This is a genomic window from Paenibacillus sp. GM2FR, assembly GCF_002803325.1.
GTDB lineage: Bacteria > Bacillota > Bacilli > Paenibacillales > Paenibacillaceae > Paenibacillus_AQ > Paenibacillus_AQ lautus.
In genome coordinates this window covers 28,500-49,215 of sequence record NZ_MKZM01000014.1, presented here as the reverse complement: position 1 = coordinate 49,215, position 20,716 = coordinate 28,500, and the positions used below count along the sequence as shown (strand labels likewise).

Sequence of the window (20,716 nt, the reverse complement as noted above, 5' to 3'; positions counted from 1 at the left end):
TTCCTCCTTCTGGTTTTCACTCCCGCCTATATAAACGACTAAATAATGGGAAATGTTTCACCTAAATCACGAAATCATGTAAAAAATGAGATATGCGATGGCGAGATTGGAGCTGGCGCGCCAAAGGACGAACTAAAAAAACCGGAGCTGCCCTGAAAGGGCGAAGCTCCGGTAAAATCAATATCCTGATTTTAGCTCCTGATCCTTGCCAAGCAGAATGGTGAGACCAAGCAAGGTCACGATAATGGTTGCGCCCATGTCCGATATGATTGCAATCCACAGGGTCAGCCATCCCGGGATCGTAAGCAGTAAAGCAATGGCTTTCAGCGACAAGGAGAGCCCGATATTCCACTTAATAATCTGATTGACCCGTCTTGCCGTTTGGATGGCCCCTGGCAGCTTGCCAAGGTGATCCTGCATCAATACAACGTCGGCCGTTTCAATGGCACTATCCGTCCCTTTCCCCATCGCGATGCCCAGATCGGCAGCGGCCAATGCAGGGGCATCGTTAATGCCATCACCAACCATGCCGGTTTTTTTGCGGGAAGAAAGCTCCTTGATCTTGGCAACCTTCTGTTCAGGCAGGAGACTTGCGAATACCCGAGATACACCGGATTGCTTCGCTATCGCCTGTGCGGACTGCTCGTGGTCGCCTGTCAGCATGACCGTATCCGTGATACCGGCCTCATGAAGCTTGCTGACGACGGTTGCCGTCTCCGGTCTGATCTCATCGGCAAGACCGAATTGGCCTAATACGCGATCCTCGCTTACGGCAGCAACGATCGTATAACCCTGGGCCTTCATTCTCCGGATGTCTTCCTCCACGGAGCTGATATGGTCTTGCGGGCCGTTCACATGCTGCAGCACTTCCTCGCTTCCGACCCAGAACAGCTTCCCTCCGATCTCAGCCCGAATGCCTTCGCCGGGCAGTACCGTTATCTGTTGAGGTTCATTAAACATGCACTGCGGATTCTTGATCTCCAGATGCTTCATGACCGCTTTAGCCAACGGATGGAGAGAGGATTGCTCCAGTGCGCCTACAACGGCATAAAATGTTGTTTCATCATATACCGTCTCCGCATAGACGGCAGGCTCACCTTTGGTCAAGGTTCCCGTCTTGTCAAAAGCGATGGCTTCCAGTCGGCCAAGCTGCTCCAGGTGGACCCCGCCTTTGATCAGAATGCCGTTGCGTGCCGCGCGGGTCATCCCGCTGACCAGTGCAATCGGAGAAGAAAGCACGAGCGAGCAAGGGCACCCGACAATGAGTATGGACAGCCCCTGATAGATCCAGGTCATCCAGGGCTGATGGAGCAGCAGCGGAGGAATCAGCGTAACTGCCAGCGCGATGATCATAATAGCGGGAGTATAGTATTTCGCGAATTTATCGATAAAGAGCTCTGTCGGCGTCTTGCTGTCCTGTGCCTCCTGTACAAGATACATGATCTTGGCCAGGGAGGAATCCTCATAAACCTTCGAGATGGCGATATAAAGCACGCCGTCGGTGCTTACGCTGCCGCCAAATACGGTGTCGCCCTCCCGTTTCGTAACAGGCACCGATTCCCCGGTTATGGCAGCTTCGTTCACCGAGCCAGTTCCTTGGGTTATCGCTCCGTCCGAAGGAATCTTCTCGCCCGGTCTTACCCGGACAACGTCTCCGGGAGAGAGGCTCTCGATCGGCACGCGCTGGGTTTGACCGTCTTTCCATAGCTCCGCTTCCTTCGGTGCTGCGGCCAGCAGCGCTTCCATCGATTGCCGGGCTCGATTCATGCCGTAGCCTTCCAGCAGCTCGTTAAGACCAAACAGAATGGCAACCAGCGTGGCTTCCCGCCATTCCCCGATAATGACGGCGCCCACGAGCGCAACGGTCATCAGGGTATCCATATTGAATTTGAAGCGGGTCAGGTTACGCAGTCCGCGCAAGAATGTGGTGTACCCGCTCAGAATCATAGCACCTGCATATAATGCGATCACAACCGGTCCGGCGACTTTTCCTTCTAATAGAAAGGTTAGCACATAGAAAACAGCCGAGATGGACAACAGCCACTTCATTTTTCCTTCGCTGCCGTTACGGTGCTCATGAGCCTGACCGTGATCATGGTCATGTTCTTCGTCCCGTCCTTGTGCCGATCCATGAGAATGCGATGAAGGGGCATGTAGAGCAGCACCGGCGGCCGATAACGCTGTCTGCGGAGCATGAACGATGCGCGCACCGTCACTTTTCAGAATGGTTTCTACCCGGCTTAGATTCACATGAGGAGAGAGGGTAAGCTTCCCGCTGTTGTAACTCAGTCGGGCATTGTTCCCATGCTCCAGCTTCTGGATCTCTTCCTGCATTTCACGTGTACAGTTCGGGCAGGAGAGCCCCTGTACCCGGTATTCAATAAGTTCGCCGCCTGCCTCCGGAGATGATTTGGAACGTTGATGGTTATCCGTACTCATCTACATCTTCTCCTTCTGGTGCTCCAGCGTCATGTGAAGCAATGTTCGGATATGGTCATCTTTGAGGGAGTAGTATACATTCTTTCCGGCCTTGCGCGATTTGGCGATATCTTTGTTCTTCAGCGTACGCAGATGATGGGAGGCCGTTGCCGTTGAGCTTCCGAGTACTTCAGCTACATCGCAAACACACAGCTCGCCGCCACGGTCCAGCATATAAGCTACCTTGACCCGCGTCGGGTCGGCCAATGCCTTGAAGATTTCCGCCATGCCGATCATATCATCATCGGAGATCGTTTCTTTTAACAAAGCAATCCCTTCGGTTGAAGGACATTCCGTTTCGCACAGCTCAAGGGAGACTTCTTCGTTCATCGTCCGGGCATTCATAAGAACAACCTCCTTGGATTAGGAGCAATAAGCGCTCTTTATTCTATATATTCAAACGTTGATTTGATTGTTAGTCATAATATACCCGATTTACACACGATATTCAAACGGATGTTTGATTGTTCACAAGCATGTCACAGTCCAAGAATGAATCGATAAGTCATATAGTATTAACCAATTCCAATGGTTAGGCGCAGTGTCGCCCCTCAGAAAATCCTTCCATTTCATATCACGCCAACTTATACTATTAGCAAAAAGATATAAAATTCGCATAGGAAGAATACTGGGCCCAAGGCGCCTCATGCACTACATAACACCCTTGCACGGGCCAAACGTTTCGACTCGAATGTGTACATTATCTAATACCTATCCTTCGATTTACGGATGTGTATGAACAGGGGAGGCGAGAGTATGACTTGTCCAATATGTCGATATGAAACGGGAGATGGGAAGTATTGCAAGAAATGCGGGGCAAGGCTGATTATCGAGGACTCACCCGTATTTGCCGCCATGAAAGAGCAAGCAGCAACGTCGGAGGTATACAGTGTCACTAGGCGAAGTGCCAGCAGTAGAGGGGAGATACCTCATGCACGCCAGATTGAACCTGCTTTGCCGGTGTATACGCCGCCGGATATTCCCTTCTCAACGGCAGGCCGGCAGCATTCCGATGAAGATGAGGAACCCAATCCTTATTGGACCAGCTTAAAATTGTACGGACAGCTCTACGGGGATTATTTTCTGAAGGGACTAAGACATCCCTTTGGCGCAGCTGCCGGAACTGAGAGCAGCCAGTTCTTCAACGCGATCGTGTCCATGGTGCTCTATGTTGTTCTTTTTCCACTCGCGCTGTACGCAGCACTTCATCATGAACTGCAAGGGCTGCCCGAGGGGGCGTTTGCAGATCTTGTCCTAAAGCCAATCGTTTGGACTGCGATTTTCTTATTCTTGCTGAACGTCTTTACTTTCGCTGCGGTCAAGCTGTCCTTCAACCCGGCTGCGAAGCTAAAAGAAGTGATGGCAAGATTCGGCGCTTTGCTGCCTTTATTCCTCGTGTTGTATATCGTCAGTTTTGTGTTCCTGTTCCTGAATGGGGATATATCGAAGGTTATCATCCTTTTGTCGTTCATCAGCACCGTGATGACCGTGCCGTTATTCGTCATGACCAGCTACAAGAGAAGAATGGTTGGCGGCCTGGATCCGCTGTATGCGATCCTGCTGGTTTACGTTGCACTGATGCTCGTGATCGTGACTCTTGGTAGTTCCATGATTGAATATATAACCGTTTTATAATGAAGCCATCTACATAACATATCGTGAAAAAAGAAAAACAGCAGGCCCTCTTGCGGGGAAATCCCGTTAAAGGAGCTTGCTGTTTTTTTGATGTGACGGGTTCGATCCGAGTTACTCGACCCACCATCGTTTGAAATCCTTCCACCAGGAACGCTCTTCCTGTTTCTCGGCCGCATCTGCAGGGTCAGCCTTCTTCACGGGCTCGCCGTTTCCGTGTTCGTCACAATATTCCGTAGGCTCCGTACCCTTGACGAAAACCTCCAGAACTTTGCCAGGACAGTCGGCTCCTGCAAGCTTTCCGGTCTTGGGATCCACATAAGCACTGACGACTTCATCCGGGATCGGAAAAATCTTGGGCGGTACATTCTCCAGCGCTTTCTCCGTGTACTGCGCGAAAATCGGCGCTGCCCGCCGCCCGTCGACTTTGCTGATTTCCCGCCCTTTATCATATCCAACCCAGACCGCCGTCGACAGCTCCGGTGTATAGCCCACGAGCCAAGCGTCGGAGTCGGTGGTACCTGTCTTCCCGGCAACCGGTCGTTTCATCAGGGTAGAGACCCGGTTGCCCGTGCCGCCTGTCTCGAATACCCCCTCCATCATACGTGTCATCACGTAAGCGGCAGCAGGCTCGACTACTTGTTCCCCTGCGTCTTCCGGCGCTGTATACAAGCTGCGACCGGCGGCATCGGTGATACTCAGTACGGCGACAGGCAAGACCCGTTTACCGTTATTCGCCATAACGGCGTAAGCGGAGGCCATCTCCAGCGGACTGACGGGCGAGGTCCCCAGCGCCAGCGAAGGGACAGGCTCCAGCGGGCTTGTGATGCCCATCTTTTTCGCCATGTCGGCTACTTTATCCGCGCCGATCTTCATGATGGTATTCACGGCATAAATATTATCCGAAGCGGCGATGGCTTCCCGCATGGGAATTTCCCCTAAATATTTATTGCCGAAGTTGCTGGGCTGATACGTTTTGCGGTTGTTATCGTAATGAAACAGGGTGGGCTGGCTGTTGAACACGCTGGTGCTCGTCATTTCCTTGGATGCTATAGCCGTAAGGTACATAATCGGCTTAAACGAGGACCCGGGCTGCCTTGTTTTGGCCAACGCGTGGTTGTATTGATTCTCACGGTAGTTCTTTCCGCCAACCATGGCTTTGATGTGCCCGTTACGCGGGTCGATGGATACAAGCGCCGTCTCCAGCTCGCTCTTGCTGTCCATGCCCTCGGATACAGCCTCTTCGGCTGCTTTCTGGGCCCGAGGGTCCAGTGTCGTATAGATGTTTAAGCCACCCTGTTCGAGCTGCTGATCCGTAATGTTCAGCTGTTTAGTAACGAGGCTCCGGACATAGTCCCGGAAATAGGAGGCAATCACCTTATTCTCCTGCCGGTCCTGAGGAAGCAGGGCGAGCTTGGCCGAGGCGGCTTTATCGGCCTCGGCCTCGGTAATGAACCCGGTCTCCGCCATGGCATTCAGGACAATCTGCTGTCTTTTAAGCGCATTGTCCATATGATTGTAGGGCGAGTAATACGTCGGGCCCTTTGGAATGCCGGCTAGCATCGCGCTTTCGGCCAAAGTCAGGTTTTTTGATGACTTGCCGAAGTAGAGCAGGGACGCCGATTCGATACCGTAAGCTCCATGGCCGTAATAAATTTCGTTCAGGTACATTTCAAGTATTTGATCTTTCGTATATTTCATCTCAAGCTGGGCGGTGAATTTGGCCTCCTTGAGTTTGCGTGTCCACGTTTTTTCATGAGATAGGTATAAGTTTCGAGCAAGCTGCTGGGTTAATGTGCTTGCGCCTTGTTTGCGATCCATATGCTGCAGGTTGACCAATACGGCTCGGGCCATGCCCTTCATATCAAACCCCGGATGATCATAGAATTTCCGGTCCTCCACCGCCAAGGTGGCCTGGATCAGGAGGGGAGATATGTCGGTCAAGCTCACTTGCTCAGATGTATGTCCCGTGGTGGAGAAGGTGGCGATTAAATCGCCTTGGCTGTCGAGCAGACGGGAGTAGCGGGATGTTTCCGCGACGGGCAGTGGCGTTATAAATAAATAGGCGAGCAGAATGCCGCCGGCGATGATGGAAATGCATAAGAGTACGAACAGAAATGTAGCAAGCCGGACGAAACGACGTTTGCGCTTAGGTGATTTTTTTTGTCCCGGCATCAGTGGTTCTCCTTCCAGTCCTCTTTGTAGAATCGAGTCTTTCACGCTGCCAAAACGGAGATATGCTCAAATTCCCCTTGGCTGCCTTCTTTTTCTATATAGTATGGGGCTGCAGAAGGCAGGATATTCATCGGAAACGATGATGTTTTTGCTTCCATTCGTCTGTACCGGAAGTTTTGGTTGCAATTTGGGCTTGATTTAATATAATCTAATTTGTTTGGTACAATAGGAAAAGTGTGAAACTGTAAGCTAAAGGCATCTGCCCCGAATAAAGTTTTACGGCTTGGATCTGGACGGCTGAACATTATTCTAGCGGAAAGAAGGTAGTGACGATGGAATTATGGTACACAGAGAAGCAAACCCCGACTTTTGGTATTACGGCTAAAATCCGGGAGACTTTTGTACATGAGAAGACGGAGTTTCAACAACTGGATATGATCGATACTGAGGAATTCGGGCGCATGCTCGTTCTGGACGGTATGGTTATGACTACAATTAAGGATGAATTCGTCTATCATGAGATGGTCGCTCACCCCGCACTGAACACGCATCCAAATCCGAAGAAGGTACTTGTTGTCGGCGGAGGAGACGGTGGCGTCATTCGCGAAGTGATCAAGCATCCGGGCGTAGAGAAAGCCGTACTCGTTGAAATTGATGGGAAAGTCATTGAATATTCGAAGCAGTATTTGCCTGAGATCGCCGGCAAGCTGGATGATCCGAAGGTCGAAGTGCTGGTTAACGATGGATATATGCACATCATTGAGCATAAGAACGAATACGACGTCATTATGGTAGACTCCACAGAGCCTGTGGGCCCGGCTGCTCCGTTGTTTGAGCGCGGATTCTACCAAGGGATCTACGAAGCGCTGAAGGAAGACGGTATTTTCGTGGCGCAAACGGACAACCCGTGGTTTAAAGCAGACCTGATTCAGCAGGTCAACAAAGACGTGAAGGAAATCTTCCCGATTGTCCGTGTGTATGGAGCGAACATTCCAACCTACCCAAGCGGTCTGTGGACCTTCACGATGGGCAGCAAAACGTATGATCCGCTTGAAGTGGACGAGTCCACGATTGATGAGATGGATACGAAATACTATTCGCCTCGCCTGCACAAAGCCGCATTCGTGCTGCCTAAATTTGTTGAAGACCTGGTGAAATAAGGAGGAGCGTATAAACTGATGAAACTGGATCAAGGTTATTCCGGCAACGTGTTTATTTTGAGCTCCGAGGATTATGAAGGGTCCAAGGCTGTCATTTACGGTATGCCGATGGATTTCACGGTTAGCTACCGTCCCGGCTCCCGTTTCGGTCCGGCTCGTATTCGCCAGGCGTCCGTTGGCTTGGAGGAGTACAGCCCGTACTTGGATAAAAGCATTGAAGACATGACGTATTTCGATGCAGGTGACCTGATGCTGCCTTTCGGCAATGCGGGCCGCAGTCTTGAAGTGATTGGCGATTATGTTGGCAAACTGCTGGATGACGGGAAATTCCCGATCGGACTTGGCGGCGAGCACCTCGTATCCTGGCCGATCATTCAGAAGGTGTACGAAAAGTACCCGGACCTCATTCTGATCCATATCGATGCCCATGCTGACCTGCGCGAGCATTATGAGGGAGAGCCGCTGTCCCACTCCACGCCGGTCCGCAAAGCAGCGGGCATTATGGGCGGCAAGAACATTTATCAGTTCGGTATCCGTTCCGGCTCCCGCGAGGAGTTCCAATATGGACGCGAGAACATTAATTTCTATCCGTTCGAAGTGGCGGCGCCTCTTAAGGAAGCCTTGCCTTCCATGGGCAACCGTCCGGTCTACGTGACCATCGACATCGATGTGCTTGACCCGTCTGCCGCACCGGGCACCGGTACTGCAGAAGCGGGCGGCATCACATCGAAGGAGCTGCTGGAAGCCGTGCACCTCATTGCGGGCTCCGACGTGAATGTGGTCGGCTGCGATCTCGTGGAAGTGGCGCCGATCTATGATCCGACCGAGCAGACCCAGATCGTAGCTGCGAAGCTTATTCGTGAGATGTTGTTGGGATTCGTAAAATAGTCCACCCACCCAAACCCTCCCTGCCAGGGAGGGCCCCAAGGGCGCTGCCCTCTGGACACCCGGAACTTTGGTGTTCGGAGTTGGTATGAGGATATGAGCGGGGCTGGTGCTTGTGCCCGGCCACCGCTCGGTCTCCCTGCGGGGACGTCCTCGTGGCCTTTTGTGCGCCCATATATAGCCGAGGTTTCACCTCTCGGCCTTATGAAGAAAAAGCAAGCCGTCCCTACCTAAGCCCTTGGCTAACGGTGTCGGCTTGCTTTTTCGCGTGAGCGCGGCCCCCTCGGTCAGCTCCCCTGGCGGGTTTCCTTGTGGGCCGGCGCTTAAGTGCGTGTAAGCCGAGGTTTCGCCTCTCGGCCTTATGAAGAAAAAGCAAGCCTCCCCCACCTAAGCCTTTGGCTAACGGTGTCGGCTTGCTTTTTCGCGTGAGCGCGGCCCCCTCGGTCAGCTCCCCTGACGGGTTGCTCGCGGGCCGGCTCAAGTGCGTATCAGCCGAGGTTTCACTTCTCGGCTGTAGAAGAAAAAGTAAGCCTCCCCCATCTAAGCCTTCGGCTAACGGTGTCGGCTTGCTTTTTCGCGTCTCAGCTGCCAAGAAAAAAGGAAGCTTCCCTTGCCTAAGCCTGCGGCTATCGGGGAAAGCTTCCTTTTTTTACTGACATAAATGGTGGGCATAGATGCTACGGAAAAGGGGGGGAACAGGGATATGTTTACCGGATAATCAGCCAACTTAACAATTATGAAACCCAACCCATCCTCCAGCCCATCAACAAATCCTTTATGCCTCTCCTCAATTTGCTTGTCCACTCTTCTAATCTTAAGTTCTATTTCAAGTCCACGCATTGGTTCAAGGTACGCCTAGTTTGGGGAGAATCGGCGATCTGCTCATTGCGTGTCGGATTGATTGATTGTGCCGATAACCGGAAGCCGTTAATATTGGCGTTACATCGACCATATCGACGGAAGGAGGTACACATACGATGGCAGCCCAGTCACCCAATATAAAACGCGAGGATTTGATAACCGCCAGGCAACCAGGGACATCTCGCAACCGGTACATAACCAATATCCGCAAGCATTGGATGCTGTATGTCATGATTATTCCCGGAATTCTCTACTATATTGTGTTCAAATATGTGCCGCTGGCGGGCAGTGTCATCGCCTTTCAGGACTATCAGATTTTCAAAGGCATCCTTGGCAGCCCATGGGTGGGCCTGGACAATTTCGGATTTATTTTTTCCTACCAGGATTTCTACAACGTGCTGCGCAATACGGCGGTCATCGCTTTCTATCAGCTTGTTTTTGGTTTTCCGGCCCCGATCGTGCTGGCTCTCCTATTCAATGAGATTCGCATCATGCTGGCAAAACGGGTCGTGCAAAGCATGTTCTATCTTCCGCACTTTTTATCGTGGGTTGTTGTCGGCGGGATCGTCTTCGAGCTGTTGTCCAACCAAGGGGTTGTGAATGCGGTTCGAGACTGGTTCGGCTACGAACCGATTCTGTTCATGCAGGAGGAGCGGTATTTCCGAGGGATTGTCGTGCTGTCCTCGATCTGGAAGGAAGTCGGCTGGGGAACGATTATTTATTTGGCTGCCATCGCCGGCATCAATCCGAATTTATATGAAGCAGCCGTCATGGATGGAGCGAGCCGGTGGAAACAAACGATTTATATTACGCTGCCCACGATGTTTCCGACGATTCTGGTGCTGTTCCTGCTGCAGATCGGTAATTTCCTGGAGCTCGGCTTTGATCAGATTTACAATTTGCTGACGCCGATGACGTATTCGGTAGGGGATATCATCGAGACGTACGTCTATCGTGCGGGTGTGCTTCAGGGACAATACAGCATGACAACAGCCATCGGGCTGTTCCAGTCCGTCATTGGGTTTATACTGCTGTGGATTTTTAACCGGTTGGCCAGAAAAACGGATCAGGGGTTGTGGTGATGAAAGCGACATTCGGAGAAAAAATGTTTCAGACGCTGAATTATGTGTTTCTGTTCGCTGCTGCGGTGACGATGCTGTTCCCGCTTCTTCAGCTGCTTGCCGTATCGCTCAGCTCCCCGGTAGCTGCCGATTCGAAGGAAGTATTCCTGCTGCCCGTGGAGTTTACGACCGCTTCTTGGGAGCACGTATTAAAAAATAAAGGCCTGTGGACATCATTCGGGATTACCGTATATATTACGATCGCCGGGACGCTGCTCAGCATGCTGTTTTCGGTCATGACGGCATACCCGCTTTCACGACGGGAATTTCTGATTCGCAAACAAGTCATGTTCGGCATTGTGCTCACGATGATTTTCAACGCGCCGATGATCCCGTTTTTTTTGACTGTTCGCGAGCTTGGCATGATGAACTCCTTGTGGGCGCTCATCATTCCCGGTCTGGTTGGCACATTCAACATGATCATTATCCGGACCTTTTTCATGGGCATTCCCAGTGAACTGGACGATTCGGCGCGAATCGACGGATGCAGCGAGTTCGGCATATTGTTCCGCATGTATTTGCCTTTATCCAAACCGGTGATGGCGACGGTCAGTCTGTTTTACGCGGTCGGATACTGGAACACCTTCTCCCGTGCCGTGCTGTTTATAAGGGATCCGGAGAAATGGCCGCTTCAAATGAAGCTGAGAGCGTACCTGCAGTCTCCTGAGGAGCTGGCTGCGGTCAATCTGTTTCTTGGGGATTACGATTTCAACACGACAACCTTGAAAGCGGCAACCATCCTGTTTGCCACCATCCCGATCATTCTGGTGTACCCGTATCTGCAAAAATATTTTGTCAAAGGGTCCATGCTGGGTTCGTTAAAGGAATAAGGCAAAGAGAGGCAGGCGATATGAAATCGGCCTTGCAGCCGGTTTGATATAACAACCCATCCGAAAAAAGGGGAGGATTTACTTATGTCGAAATGGTTTTTCCAAAAAGGGGCATGGAAACCGGCGCTCACGGCGACACTTGCGGCAGTCATGCTGTTTGGCTGCGGCGGCAAGGGCGACAACGAATCGCAAGCGGGCCAGGGCGGGGAGGGAAATGAAGAACTTACACAGGTAAAGGTGTTCAAAAGCCACATGGGCGTCGGCACGATTCCGGGCGCGGATAATCCGCATGTCCAGTATGTGGCGGAGCGGACCGGTGTGGAATATCAGCTGGTGACGACCCCGCCGGGATCGGAGCCGACCGAATATCTCAATCTGATGATTGCATCCGACGACTTGCCCGATATTCTTCGGCCCATCGGCGGGATCGAGCAGACCCTTATTCGCCAGGGAGGAGCGCTGGCACTGGATGATTTGCTGCCCCAGTATGCCCCGAACGTCTGGAACAATATCCCGCAGGAGGCATGGGATGTCGTTCGATCCGCTTCGCCGGACGGCAAAATCTATTATGTGCCTAAAGTGTTCCTGGTGCCGGAAAGAGCGCCGCTGATCCGCCAGGATTGGCTTGACAAGGTGGGGATGTCCATGCCGAAGACAACGGAGGAATACAAGGAGGTGCTGCGCGCCTTCCTCAACGAAGACCCGAACGGGAACGGTCTGAAGGACGAACTGCCTACAACGGGCCGCGAATTCGGCAAATGGATGGACCATTTGTTCGCCATGTTCGGCGTCGCGATGTGGGAGGGGAATCCGGAATGGGACGTCTATGACGGAAAAATCCAGTATGCCGGCGTAACGGACAATATGAAGGCTGCCATTGCGTTTGCCCGTGAGTTATATGACGAGAAGCTGCTGGACAACGAGACGTTTCTGAACAAAGGCGATGTATGGACAGCTAAAATCAATAACAATCTGGTCGGCAGCTGGTACCACCTTCCCGCCAACCTGCGCGATCGGTTCACGGCCATGCAGCAAAAAGCACCGGATGCTTATATCGTTGGCATGCCGCTTCCAAAGGCCGATGGGTTTGAGGGCTTTGTCACGCAGAAGAGCATGGGCGAACCGGAGTGGATCATTCCGGCAAAGGCCCAGGATAAAGCCCCGGCCGCCTTGAAGCTGCTCGATTTCTTCTATGATCGGTCGAATGATGAATTTACCCGCTTTGGCATCGAAGGATTGCAGCATGAAGTTGTTGATGGCAAAAAAGTGCTGCTTCCGGCCGAGGACAGCCGTCCGTTGGCGCTCGGCATGCGCAACCTGACGACAAAGGAGGATATGGACATCCGGATTCAGGAGACGATCCCGGAAGACATGCAGCAGATGGTGAAGGATATATTTGAGGTGAGTACCGCGGACGCGAAGCGGATCGCCGGGGATGGACTTCCGAGTACCGTGTATGAAGGCTTCCCGGATATTCAATCGCATAAGCTGTTTCAGGAATATGTAACCAAGATTGTTATCGGCGAATGGCCGCTGGAGAAGTTCGATGAATTCGTTGACCGCTGGCATAAGGCAGGGGGAGACGAAGTAACGAAGAGGGTGGAGGAATGGTACTCAAGGATGTGATCATACAGTGAAAAAGAAATATGCCATATGCGGTGTGAGCGGTCGTGCGCTCGGCATGTTCGCCAAACCGATTCTGACGACGCATGCACGGCGCTGCGACCTGGTTGCCATACTGGACTGCGATCCGGCCCGCTTCGAGCTGTACCGCTCCCGCTTCCCGGAGCATACGGCCGTCGGAACGTACGGTGAAGAGGAATTCGGGAAGATGATTGACGAGACTCGGCCGGATGTGGTCATCGTGGCGGGGCGCGACGATACGCATGCGCGTTATATTGTTGCCGCGCTTGAACGGGATCTGGATGTCATCACGGAAAAGCCGATGGTCACGACGGGTAAGGACGCTCGGCGCGTGTTGGATGCGGAGCGGGTGAGCAAAGGCTCGGTGACGGTCACGTTTAATTACCGTTATGCCCCGATTCACGCCAAAATCAAGGAAATGGTGTGGGAGGGCAAGCTCGGCCGGATTACATCCGTTGATCTCAACTGGTATTTGGACACGTATCACGGCTCCAGCTACTTCAAACGGTGGAACCGCCGGCGCGAGATGTCAGGAGGTCTCTCCATCCATAAGAGCACGCATCATTTCGACCTCGTGAACTGGTGGATCGGGCAAAAGCCGGTCGAAGCCTTCGCCTACGGGGCGCTCCATTATTACGGTGCCCAAGGGGAGCTGAATCCGGGCAAAGAAGACGGTCGCCATTGCGGAACCTGCCTCTCAGCCAGCCGCTGCGCCTATCATTCGCGCTGGAACGCACGTCATGTGCAGGACGATCATCTTGGCCAGCTGGATAGCGGGGGACCGCAATTTCCTTATACAGGCTACCGCCCGGACCGGTGTATTTTTGATGATGAGATCGATATTGAGGATACGTATGCGGCCACCGTCAAATACAGCGGAGGCGCACTGCTCAGTTATTCCGTCAACTTTTCGCTGCCATATGAAGGGTATCGCTTGGCGATCAACGGTACGAAAGGCCGGCTGGAGACGATCGAATATCATGCACCATCCCGAACCCCTTTTCCAACACCGATCCAGACGATCGACTACTTCCCGTTGTTCGGCTCCAAGGAAACCATCCATGTCGTCCATCGGGAAGGCGGCCATGGAGGAGGCGACCCGCTTCTGCTGAACGACCTGTTTCTCGGTGAGAACCGGGAAAGGCCGTTCCCGATTTTGTCCGGGGCTGTGGATGGCGCCTATTCCGTGGCAACGGGGGAAGCCGTGTGGCGTTCCGTGAAGGAACACCGTCCGGTGGCGATAGCGGATGTTCTGGGCGGGTGGAAGGAGAGTGAGCCTATTGAACGATAAAGGATACTTTGACCCGGCGGAAAGCCTGGCTTCCCAAACAGAGGGCAGTAACATCGAGCATGCGCTAACGGTCATTGCCCAGCGTTATATCGGTGAAAATCCGCCTCATGCCCCGGTTTACCGGGTGACGCGCAAGAGTCCGATCCGCAAGCGGGCCGACCACTGCTATCAACTCCCCATCGCGGATATGTTCCCCGAAATGACGGGGAGCCAGGTGGTTTACGCCTGGACGAAGCTGTGGGCTGCCGACCCGCAGAGCTTCCCCTTTCTGATGGAGTGGACGGGGCACGTTCGGCTTTACCATAACGGCCGGAAGCGGTTCGGTTCGGCGCCAGGGGAAGAAGCGACAGCAGGCGAATTGCCTCTGAAGCTTGGGATTCCGCTTACCAAGGGATGGAATCACTTCGTCCTGGAATTCCGCCGGAGCCCAAACGGCTGCGGAGCGGTATTTGGCACAAGCAACCGCAAGAACAAGCCGTTTCACTTTCTGGCTCCATCCATGGAGCGGGAGGGCGAGGAAGGATGGATTGTGACGGTGCCGCTGGACGGGGCGCTTGCCCGCATCCCCGATTCAATAGAAAGTGAATCATGGACGGGTGCACAGTGGCTGCCCGTGCCAGCAAAGCACGGTGGGGAAGCAGAGGGTGGCCCGATGTTGAGAATGTACGGGCGGAAGCCGGGGTATGCCGCTTACGCCTGGACTGCCGTGGTCAACCGGACCTTAACGGCCAAGAAGGTGACCTTGTCGGGAACCTCTTATGGTCCGGTTCGGTTTGAATGGAACGGCAGAGAGGTTTACACAAGTCGGGAGGCAGGCACATTCCGTATTGCCATCGATGTGCCTCCGGGCCGCGGGGAGCTTACCGCACGCAGCGAATGCATTCAAGAGGGCTGGGGATTCGAGGTCAGCGAAGCCTCGCCTGAAGGGATGCTGACCGCACCGCGCAGGGTGCACGGCCTGACCGGCGAGTGGCTTTATCTGGGTCCGATCCGTGCGGAAGCAGAACTTGAGCTGTCCGACTATTTCGGACTGGATACGGTTGCTGTTGACGGCGGACAGACGCTGTTCTGGACAGGAAGCGAACCGGGAGCCTGTGTGAGGCCGTTTTTGGAGAATGAGCTTTTCGGCCGCTGGAATTATCCGCTTGGTGTCACGCTGTACGGCTTGCTGGAGTCGGGTAGGCTGCTGAATCGCCCGGACATCCAGGAATATGTGCTCCGCCATGTCGAGTATGCAGCGGGGCATTACGAATATTCCTTATGGGATCGGGAGGAATTCGGTGCGGCAGGGCTGAACAATCAGCTGTCCGACATCGACAGTCTCGACGATTGCGGATCCTTCGGCGCGCTAGCCATTCTTGCAGACCGAATTCGATTCTTGAAAGGGGTGCGCAAGGCAGCGGACGACATCGCCCGGTACATCATGGATAAGCAATCACGTCTTGAGGATGGGGCGCTTTATCGCGAAGTTGGCGTTTCCCCGAGCAAGCACCTTACGATGTGGTGCGACGATATGTACATGAGCGTACCGTTCCTGTGCCGATACGCCGAGCTGTCCGGCGATTCCCGCTATCTGGACGAGGCAGCACGCCAGCTTCTGCTGTATAAGTCCTACCTATACCTGCCCGACCTGCAGCTGATGTCGCATGTATACGATGTGCGTCATGGGCAGCCTTCCCGGACGGTATGGGGACGAGGCAACGGATGGGTGTTTTTTTCGCTGTCAGAGCTGCTTGCCGTGCTTCCGTTTGGCCATCCCGACTATGAGGAACTGCTGCTTTTTTATCGTGCGCTGGCGGAAGGGTACCTTCGTGTGCAGGGAGTAAACGGGTTATGGCACCAAGTGCTGACAGACCCTGAATCCTATGAAGAAGCCTCGTGTACCGCAATGTTTATTTTCGGCATGGCGCGGGGGATTCGCCACGGCTGGCTGGAGGAACCGGATCCGTACTTGCAATCCGCCGCTGCGGGGTGGGAAGGTTTAACCAGCAGGGCCATCGACCGCCGGGGAAATGTGTATGGCGTGTGCAAGGGCAGCAGCTGGTCGACCTCGCATGCTTACTACAAGCACGATTTATCGTGGAACTTGAATGATACGCACGGAATCGGCATCGTGCTGTTGGCCGGAGTCGAGCTGCTCGGACTGATGCGGGCCAGCCCGATTGTAAACGCTTAAATTTGCGTGACGGCAGGAGCGGAACGTGAGCTATAATGGAACCATTCTGGTAATAAAGCGGGGGTTGATATGTTCCTATCGATCGGCAAGTGGCTGAAATACACGCTGGCCCATACGCAAGCGCGGCTGGTGCTCATTTTGACCGTTTCCGTTTTTATGATCATTTTGGCCGTCAGCCTGACATCATATTACACCTCCAAATCGGTGCTTCAGGAAGAGCTCAGCGAGCCGCAGCACCAAATGCTGCAGATCAGTATGAAATATATCGACGATTTGATCCGGGAGAGCGACAAGATTGCGGTCCAGATCGCGGTGAATGACTATATCTACGATTTTCTGACGAGCGAGAATCAGAACTCGGTGTCCAATATATCGACATTGTACCGACTGCTCTCAACCTGGATCAGCAATTCAAAATACATTAACAGCATATACGTATACGATGTCGAGCGGGGAAGCTTTATTTCGCTTCCGCAGGGATACAGCTCGAGCAAGCTCACATTCGTGGATTCCGAGTGGACCGGTATCGCTGATGAATTCGGAGACGACATGATGATGATCCGCAAAAGGCATGTCCCCGAGGGGGCGGGTAATAAAGGATCGGAGCTGACGCTGTTCCGCAAAATCATGATCCAGGGCCGATTACGAGGCGTCGTGGCGGTCAATTTGCTGGATGCTGAACTGTTCGCGAAATTGAATCCGCCGGCTCTGTCCCAGTTGGACAGCATACGGTACATCGTGGACCAGCATAATAACATTCTTTATTCGGTTTCGAATTCGGAATTCCAACCGGAAGCGGTGAGGCAGGCGCTGCACGAGCTGAAGGAAGACCACTTCGGCGATTTTTTCCATGAGGGACGGAAGCTGCTGGTCAATCAGATCGAATCGCCGCTGACCGGATGGAAATACGTATCCATCGTCTCCCAAGACAGTTTGCTTGCACAGTCCAAAAAGGTGCGAGACACGGTGCTGTATGTATCGGTGGCGGCACTTGCGCTCGGCGTGCTGACCATTCTGTATGTAAACTCCGCGGCCTTCCGGCCGGTGCGCAGGCTTAAGCAGCTGTTCAGCGCCTACGACGGAAAGGCGACCAGCCCGGATCGCATCGATCTGGAAAAGCTGGCCGGCGAACTGCTCAGCAATCATGCGCATCTATCTCAGCTGATCCGCGAGACGATATCCGATGCGGCTTCCAAGTTTCTGTATGACATTCACTCGGGTCATATGAGCGGCAGACGTGAAATCCTCGAGAAGTGGAGACGGTATTTTGCGGAATGGACGGATGCGCCCGTCACGGTAGCGGTGCTGTCGATCGACCGCTATGATTCGTGGTCGCGCAGGTTTCCGGCCAGTGACCACTCGCTGCTGAAGTTTGCCCTGGCCAATATCATGGCAGAGCTGCATGAGCCCGAATGGAGGGTGGCCTGTGCCGATTTCGGAGCGGACCGGATGGCTATCCTGTTTCAACCGCGGAGCGGCGAAACTCGGCCTCCGCTGGCCGAGGCGATCGAAACGGTGTCCCGTTTGCTGAAATTCAGTGTGTCCGCCGGCGTGAGCATGCCACAGAGTGAGGTTTGCCGGTTAAAGCAGTCCATGCTGGAAGCGGAGAACGCGTTAACCTACCGTTTATATAAAGGGTATGGTCAGCTCGTGCCGTTTCAGGATGTATCCAGTCATGAAGTGACGGATATGCAGCCGCAGGAAGATGGTGTACGGGAGCTGATGACTGCTGTGGAGACCGGTGAAGGGGAGCGGGCTATAGAGCTGCTTGGGCGTATTATTGGCGATATCCGCAGCCGTTACTGGTATCCTTCGGAGGCGCTTGCCTTGCTTCAGGCGCTGCTGGAACGTCTTAAAGGGATATGCCCAGAGGGCGACGGTCCCGAGGGGGACCCGGCCGGTCGGCTGGGCACGCTGTACATCGAAGATATCGAGGCCGAGCTTTCCGGCCTGATTTCGGTCTTGGCCGACCGCTACCGCCGTTTAATCGGCAGCAAGGATTTCTTGATGTGCCAGCGGATGATCGAATTCATGGAGCAGCATCTCGGCGATCCGATCGGCATTCCGGAAATTGCAGAATCGACCGGCATCAGCAGCAGCTTGGCCAGCCAGCTGTTCAAGCAGGAGACAAACGAAACGATCTATAACTACTTAACCCGGCTGCGGATGGAGCGGGCTAGCGAGCTGCTGGTCAAAACCGACCGCAAAATATCCGATATCGCTCAAATGGTGGGCTACCAGCATGAAAACAGCTTCATTCGCAGCTTCCGCAAATTCAAGGATATCACCCCGGGCAAATACCGGGATATGATGAGAACCCGGATAGACGCCTTGTTTGAATGAAGGGGCCGGGAAGGGAGGAGCTATGGAGATGGAGAGAAAGCAGATTGTTTGGCGGCATCATCCTGAATTCGACAGGCTGGATCCGCTTTCGCCACTTTCGGTAGGCAACGGGGAATTCGCGTTTACCGCCGATATTACCGGGCTGCAGACATTTCCCGAACAATATGAGGTGCCGCTTGGCACCCAGTCGAACTGGGGCTGGCATTTTACAGGGGGGCGAAGGTTCTCCGCAAAGGATGCAGCGTTGCAGATGTTCGAGACCCACGGCCGGCAGGTCGGCTATCCGATGAAGCCGGGGGATAAGCCGGAAGCTTACCAATGGCTGCGGCAAAATCCCCACCGTCTTCAGCTAGGCCGGCTGTCGTTCCGATTTCTGGACGAAGCGGGAGAAGAGCTCGGTTACAGCGATGCAGGCCAATTCCGTCAAAAGCTCGATCTGTGGACGGGCATTCTATCGAGCAAGTTCGAAATTCGGGGCGTGCCGATTGAAGTGACGACGGCATGCCACCCCGAAGCCGATATTTTGGGCGTGCGGGTGATCTCGCCCCTTATCCGGGAAGGGAGGCTTCAGGTATTCATACGCTTCCCCGCACCGGATATGACTCATTCGGCTTGGGCAAAATCGGTGTTTCCCGATTGGGAAAGCGATCATCGACATGATACCGTTCTCGTTCGGCAGGAGAAAGGAACGGCCTTGATGGAGCGGACGCTGGATGAGGAGCGTTATGCGGTCCGCTGGCATTGGAATATTGGCCGGCTGGAACAAACGGAAACACACGAATTTACGCTGTATCCCGGCGAGTCTTCGGATGAACCCCCGAATGAATCACGGGAGGAGCTGACATTTTCCGTCGGCTTTGCGGCCGGGTCGCCCGGTGTGGCTGACTTTGAAGCTATCGTTTCGGCCAGCGCCCGGCATTGGGAATCGTTTTGGCAGAGCGGCGGTGCAGTCAGCTTCGCAGGCAGCTCCGATCCGCGAGCTTTTGAGCTGGAGCGCCGCGTCGTCTTGTCGCAATGGTTATGCGCCATTCACAGCGGGGGCTCGATGCCCCCCCAGGAGACCGGTCTTATGTACAACAGCTGGTTTGGCAAATCGCATTTGGAGATGCATTGGTGGCATGCCGCCCATTTCGCGCTGTGGGGCCGGGCCCCCAAATTGCGGAGAAGCATGGACTGGTACAACGGTATACTGCCGGTCGCCCGCGAACTGGCGCTATCGCAGGGATACGAGGGAGCGCGCTGGCCGAAAATGGTCGGTTTCGACGGCATTCCGTGCCCCTCGCCGGTCGCTCCGGGCTTGATGTGGCAGCAGCCGCACCCGATCGCCATGGCGGAGCTGTGCTACAAGGCCGACCCGGCACAAGAAACGCTGCGCCGGTTCCGTGACATCGTCTTTGAATCGGCTGACTTTATGGTTTCCTATGCCCACTGGAATGAGTCAAAGAATGCCTTCGATCTCGGACCGCCGCTCATTCCGGCGCAAGAATGCCATCCGATGAGCGCTAGCGTGAACCCGCCTTATGAGCTGGAGTATTGGAAATATGGCCTGGATATCGCTATAAAGTGGGCTGATCGATTGGGTGTCCAGCCGAATCCGCGCTGGGTTGAGGTGGCGAGTCATCTGGCAACGCCGCCCCGGCTGGACGGCGTTTACCTGGCGCATGAGTTGGCGCCGGATACGTTTACGGAGAAGAACCATGACCATCCGTCCATGCTCTGCGCATTAGGCGTGCTTCCCGGCAAGCTTGTCGACCGGGAAACCATGCGGCGTACATTGTGGAAGGTCAAGGACGATTGGAAATGGGAATCGGCCTGGGGATGGGATTTTCCCGTATGCGCCATGACCGCTGCTCGGCTCGGCGAGCAAGATCTGGCTGTCGATTTTCTGTTAATGGATGAAATGAAAAACACGTTTTTGCCGAACGGGCATAACTATCAGCGACCGGGTCTGACCGCTTATTTGCCGGGTAACGGCGGACTGCTTACGGCGGTGGCCATGATGGCCTGCGGCTGGGAAGGAGGAGAGGATGTGTGCTGTCCGGGATTTCCGGCAAGCGGCTGGACGGTGCAGTGGGAGGGGCTGAAGCCGTGGCTTTAGCTTCGGATTCGGCTTGTACAAC

The 20,716-nt window shown here is 54.0% G+C and carries 13 protein-coding genes; 10 read left to right on the top strand and 3 right to left on the bottom strand.

What is annotated here, in order from left to right:
- Nucleotides 1-177: 177 nt before the first annotated feature.
- Together PAEVO_RS32925 and PAEVO_RS32920 are read right to left on the bottom strand one after the other, a co-directional pair.
- A complete protein-coding gene (locus PAEVO_RS32925) occupies nt 178-2,439 on the bottom strand; it encodes a heavy metal translocating P-type ATPase (RefSeq protein ID WP_100541608.1) in 2,262 nt (753 codons plus the stop codon).
- Complete coding sequence (locus PAEVO_RS32920; RefSeq protein WP_100541607.1) at nt 2,440-2,823, bottom strand: ArsR/SmtB family transcription factor; 384 nt, start codon at nt 2,821-2,823, stop codon at nt 2,440-2,442.
- Between the two features lie 411 nt (nt 2,824-3,234).
- On the opposite strand from PAEVO_RS32920, the gene PAEVO_RS32915 reads away from it, so the two are divergent.
- Complete coding sequence (locus PAEVO_RS32915) at nt 3,235-4,113, top strand: hypothetical protein (protein WP_100541606.1); 879 nt, start codon at nt 3,235-3,237, stop codon at nt 4,111-4,113.
- A gap of 111 nt (nt 4,114-4,224) precedes the next feature.
- Here PAEVO_RS32915 and PAEVO_RS32910 read toward each other — a convergent pair whose 3' ends face one another.
- Nucleotides 4,225-6,285, bottom strand: coding sequence for a transglycosylase domain-containing protein (locus PAEVO_RS32910; protein ID WP_100541605.1), 2,061 nt, complete (start codon nt 6,283-6,285; stop codon nt 4,225-4,227).
- A 332-nt stretch (nt 6,286-6,617) separates the two neighbouring features.
- Here PAEVO_RS32910 and speE point away from each other — a divergent pair, with 332 nt between their 5' ends.
- From speE to PAEVO_RS32860, 9 genes are all read left to right on the top strand, one after another.
- On the top strand, nt 6,618-7,445 hold the full coding sequence (speE, locus tag PAEVO_RS32905; RefSeq protein WP_012818360.1) for a polyamine aminopropyltransferase: 828 nt from the start codon (nt 6,618-6,620) through the stop codon (nt 7,443-7,445).
- Nucleotides 7,446-7,463: 18 nt separating this feature from the next.
- Complete coding sequence (gene speB / locus PAEVO_RS32900) at nt 7,464-8,333, top strand: agmatinase (RefSeq protein ID WP_100541604.1); 870 nt, start codon at nt 7,464-7,466, stop codon at nt 8,331-8,333.
- A gap of 974 nt (nt 8,334-9,307) precedes the next feature.
- Nucleotides 9,308-10,273, top strand: a complete 966-nt coding sequence (locus tag PAEVO_RS32890; protein ID WP_100541602.1) for an ABC transporter permease — start codon at nt 9,308-9,310, stop codon at nt 10,271-10,273.
- The gene (locus tag PAEVO_RS32885) at nt 10,273-11,142 is read left to right on the top strand and encodes a carbohydrate ABC transporter permease (protein ID WP_009595532.1); all 870 of its coding nucleotides are present in this window, start codon (nt 10,273-10,275) and stop codon (nt 11,140-11,142) included. The genes PAEVO_RS32890 and PAEVO_RS32885 overlap by 1 nt, the downstream gene beginning before the upstream one ends.
- 84 nt (nt 11,143-11,226) lie before the next feature.
- On the top strand, nt 11,227-12,768 hold the full coding sequence (locus tag PAEVO_RS32880) for an extracellular solute-binding protein (RefSeq protein ID WP_100541601.1): 1,542 nt from the start codon (nt 11,227-11,229) through the stop codon (nt 12,766-12,768).
- 7 nt (nt 12,769-12,775) lie between these two features.
- Nucleotides 12,776-14,077, top strand: a complete 1,302-nt coding sequence (locus tag PAEVO_RS32875) for a Gfo/Idh/MocA family protein (RefSeq protein WP_100541600.1) — start codon at nt 12,776-12,778, stop codon at nt 14,075-14,077.
- Nucleotides 14,058-16,253 (top strand): glycoside hydrolase family 88/105 protein, encoded by a 2,196-nt coding sequence (locus PAEVO_RS32870; protein ID WP_481856514.1) that lies wholly within the window; start codon nt 14,058-14,060, stop codon nt 16,251-16,253. Before PAEVO_RS32875 ends, PAEVO_RS32870 begins: the two co-directional genes overlap by 20 nt.
- 69 nt (nt 16,254-16,322) lie before the next feature.
- Nucleotides 16,323-18,596 (top strand): helix-turn-helix domain-containing protein, encoded by a 2,274-nt coding sequence (locus PAEVO_RS32865; protein ID WP_100541598.1) that lies wholly within the window; start codon nt 16,323-16,325, stop codon nt 18,594-18,596.
- A gap of 22 nt (nt 18,597-18,618) precedes the next feature.
- The gene (locus PAEVO_RS32860; protein ID WP_100541597.1) at nt 18,619-20,694 is read left to right on the top strand and encodes a glycoside hydrolase family 65; all 2,076 of its coding nucleotides are present in this window, start codon (nt 18,619-18,621) and stop codon (nt 20,692-20,694) included.
- The last annotated feature ends 22 nt before the right edge of the window (nt 20,695-20,716 follow it).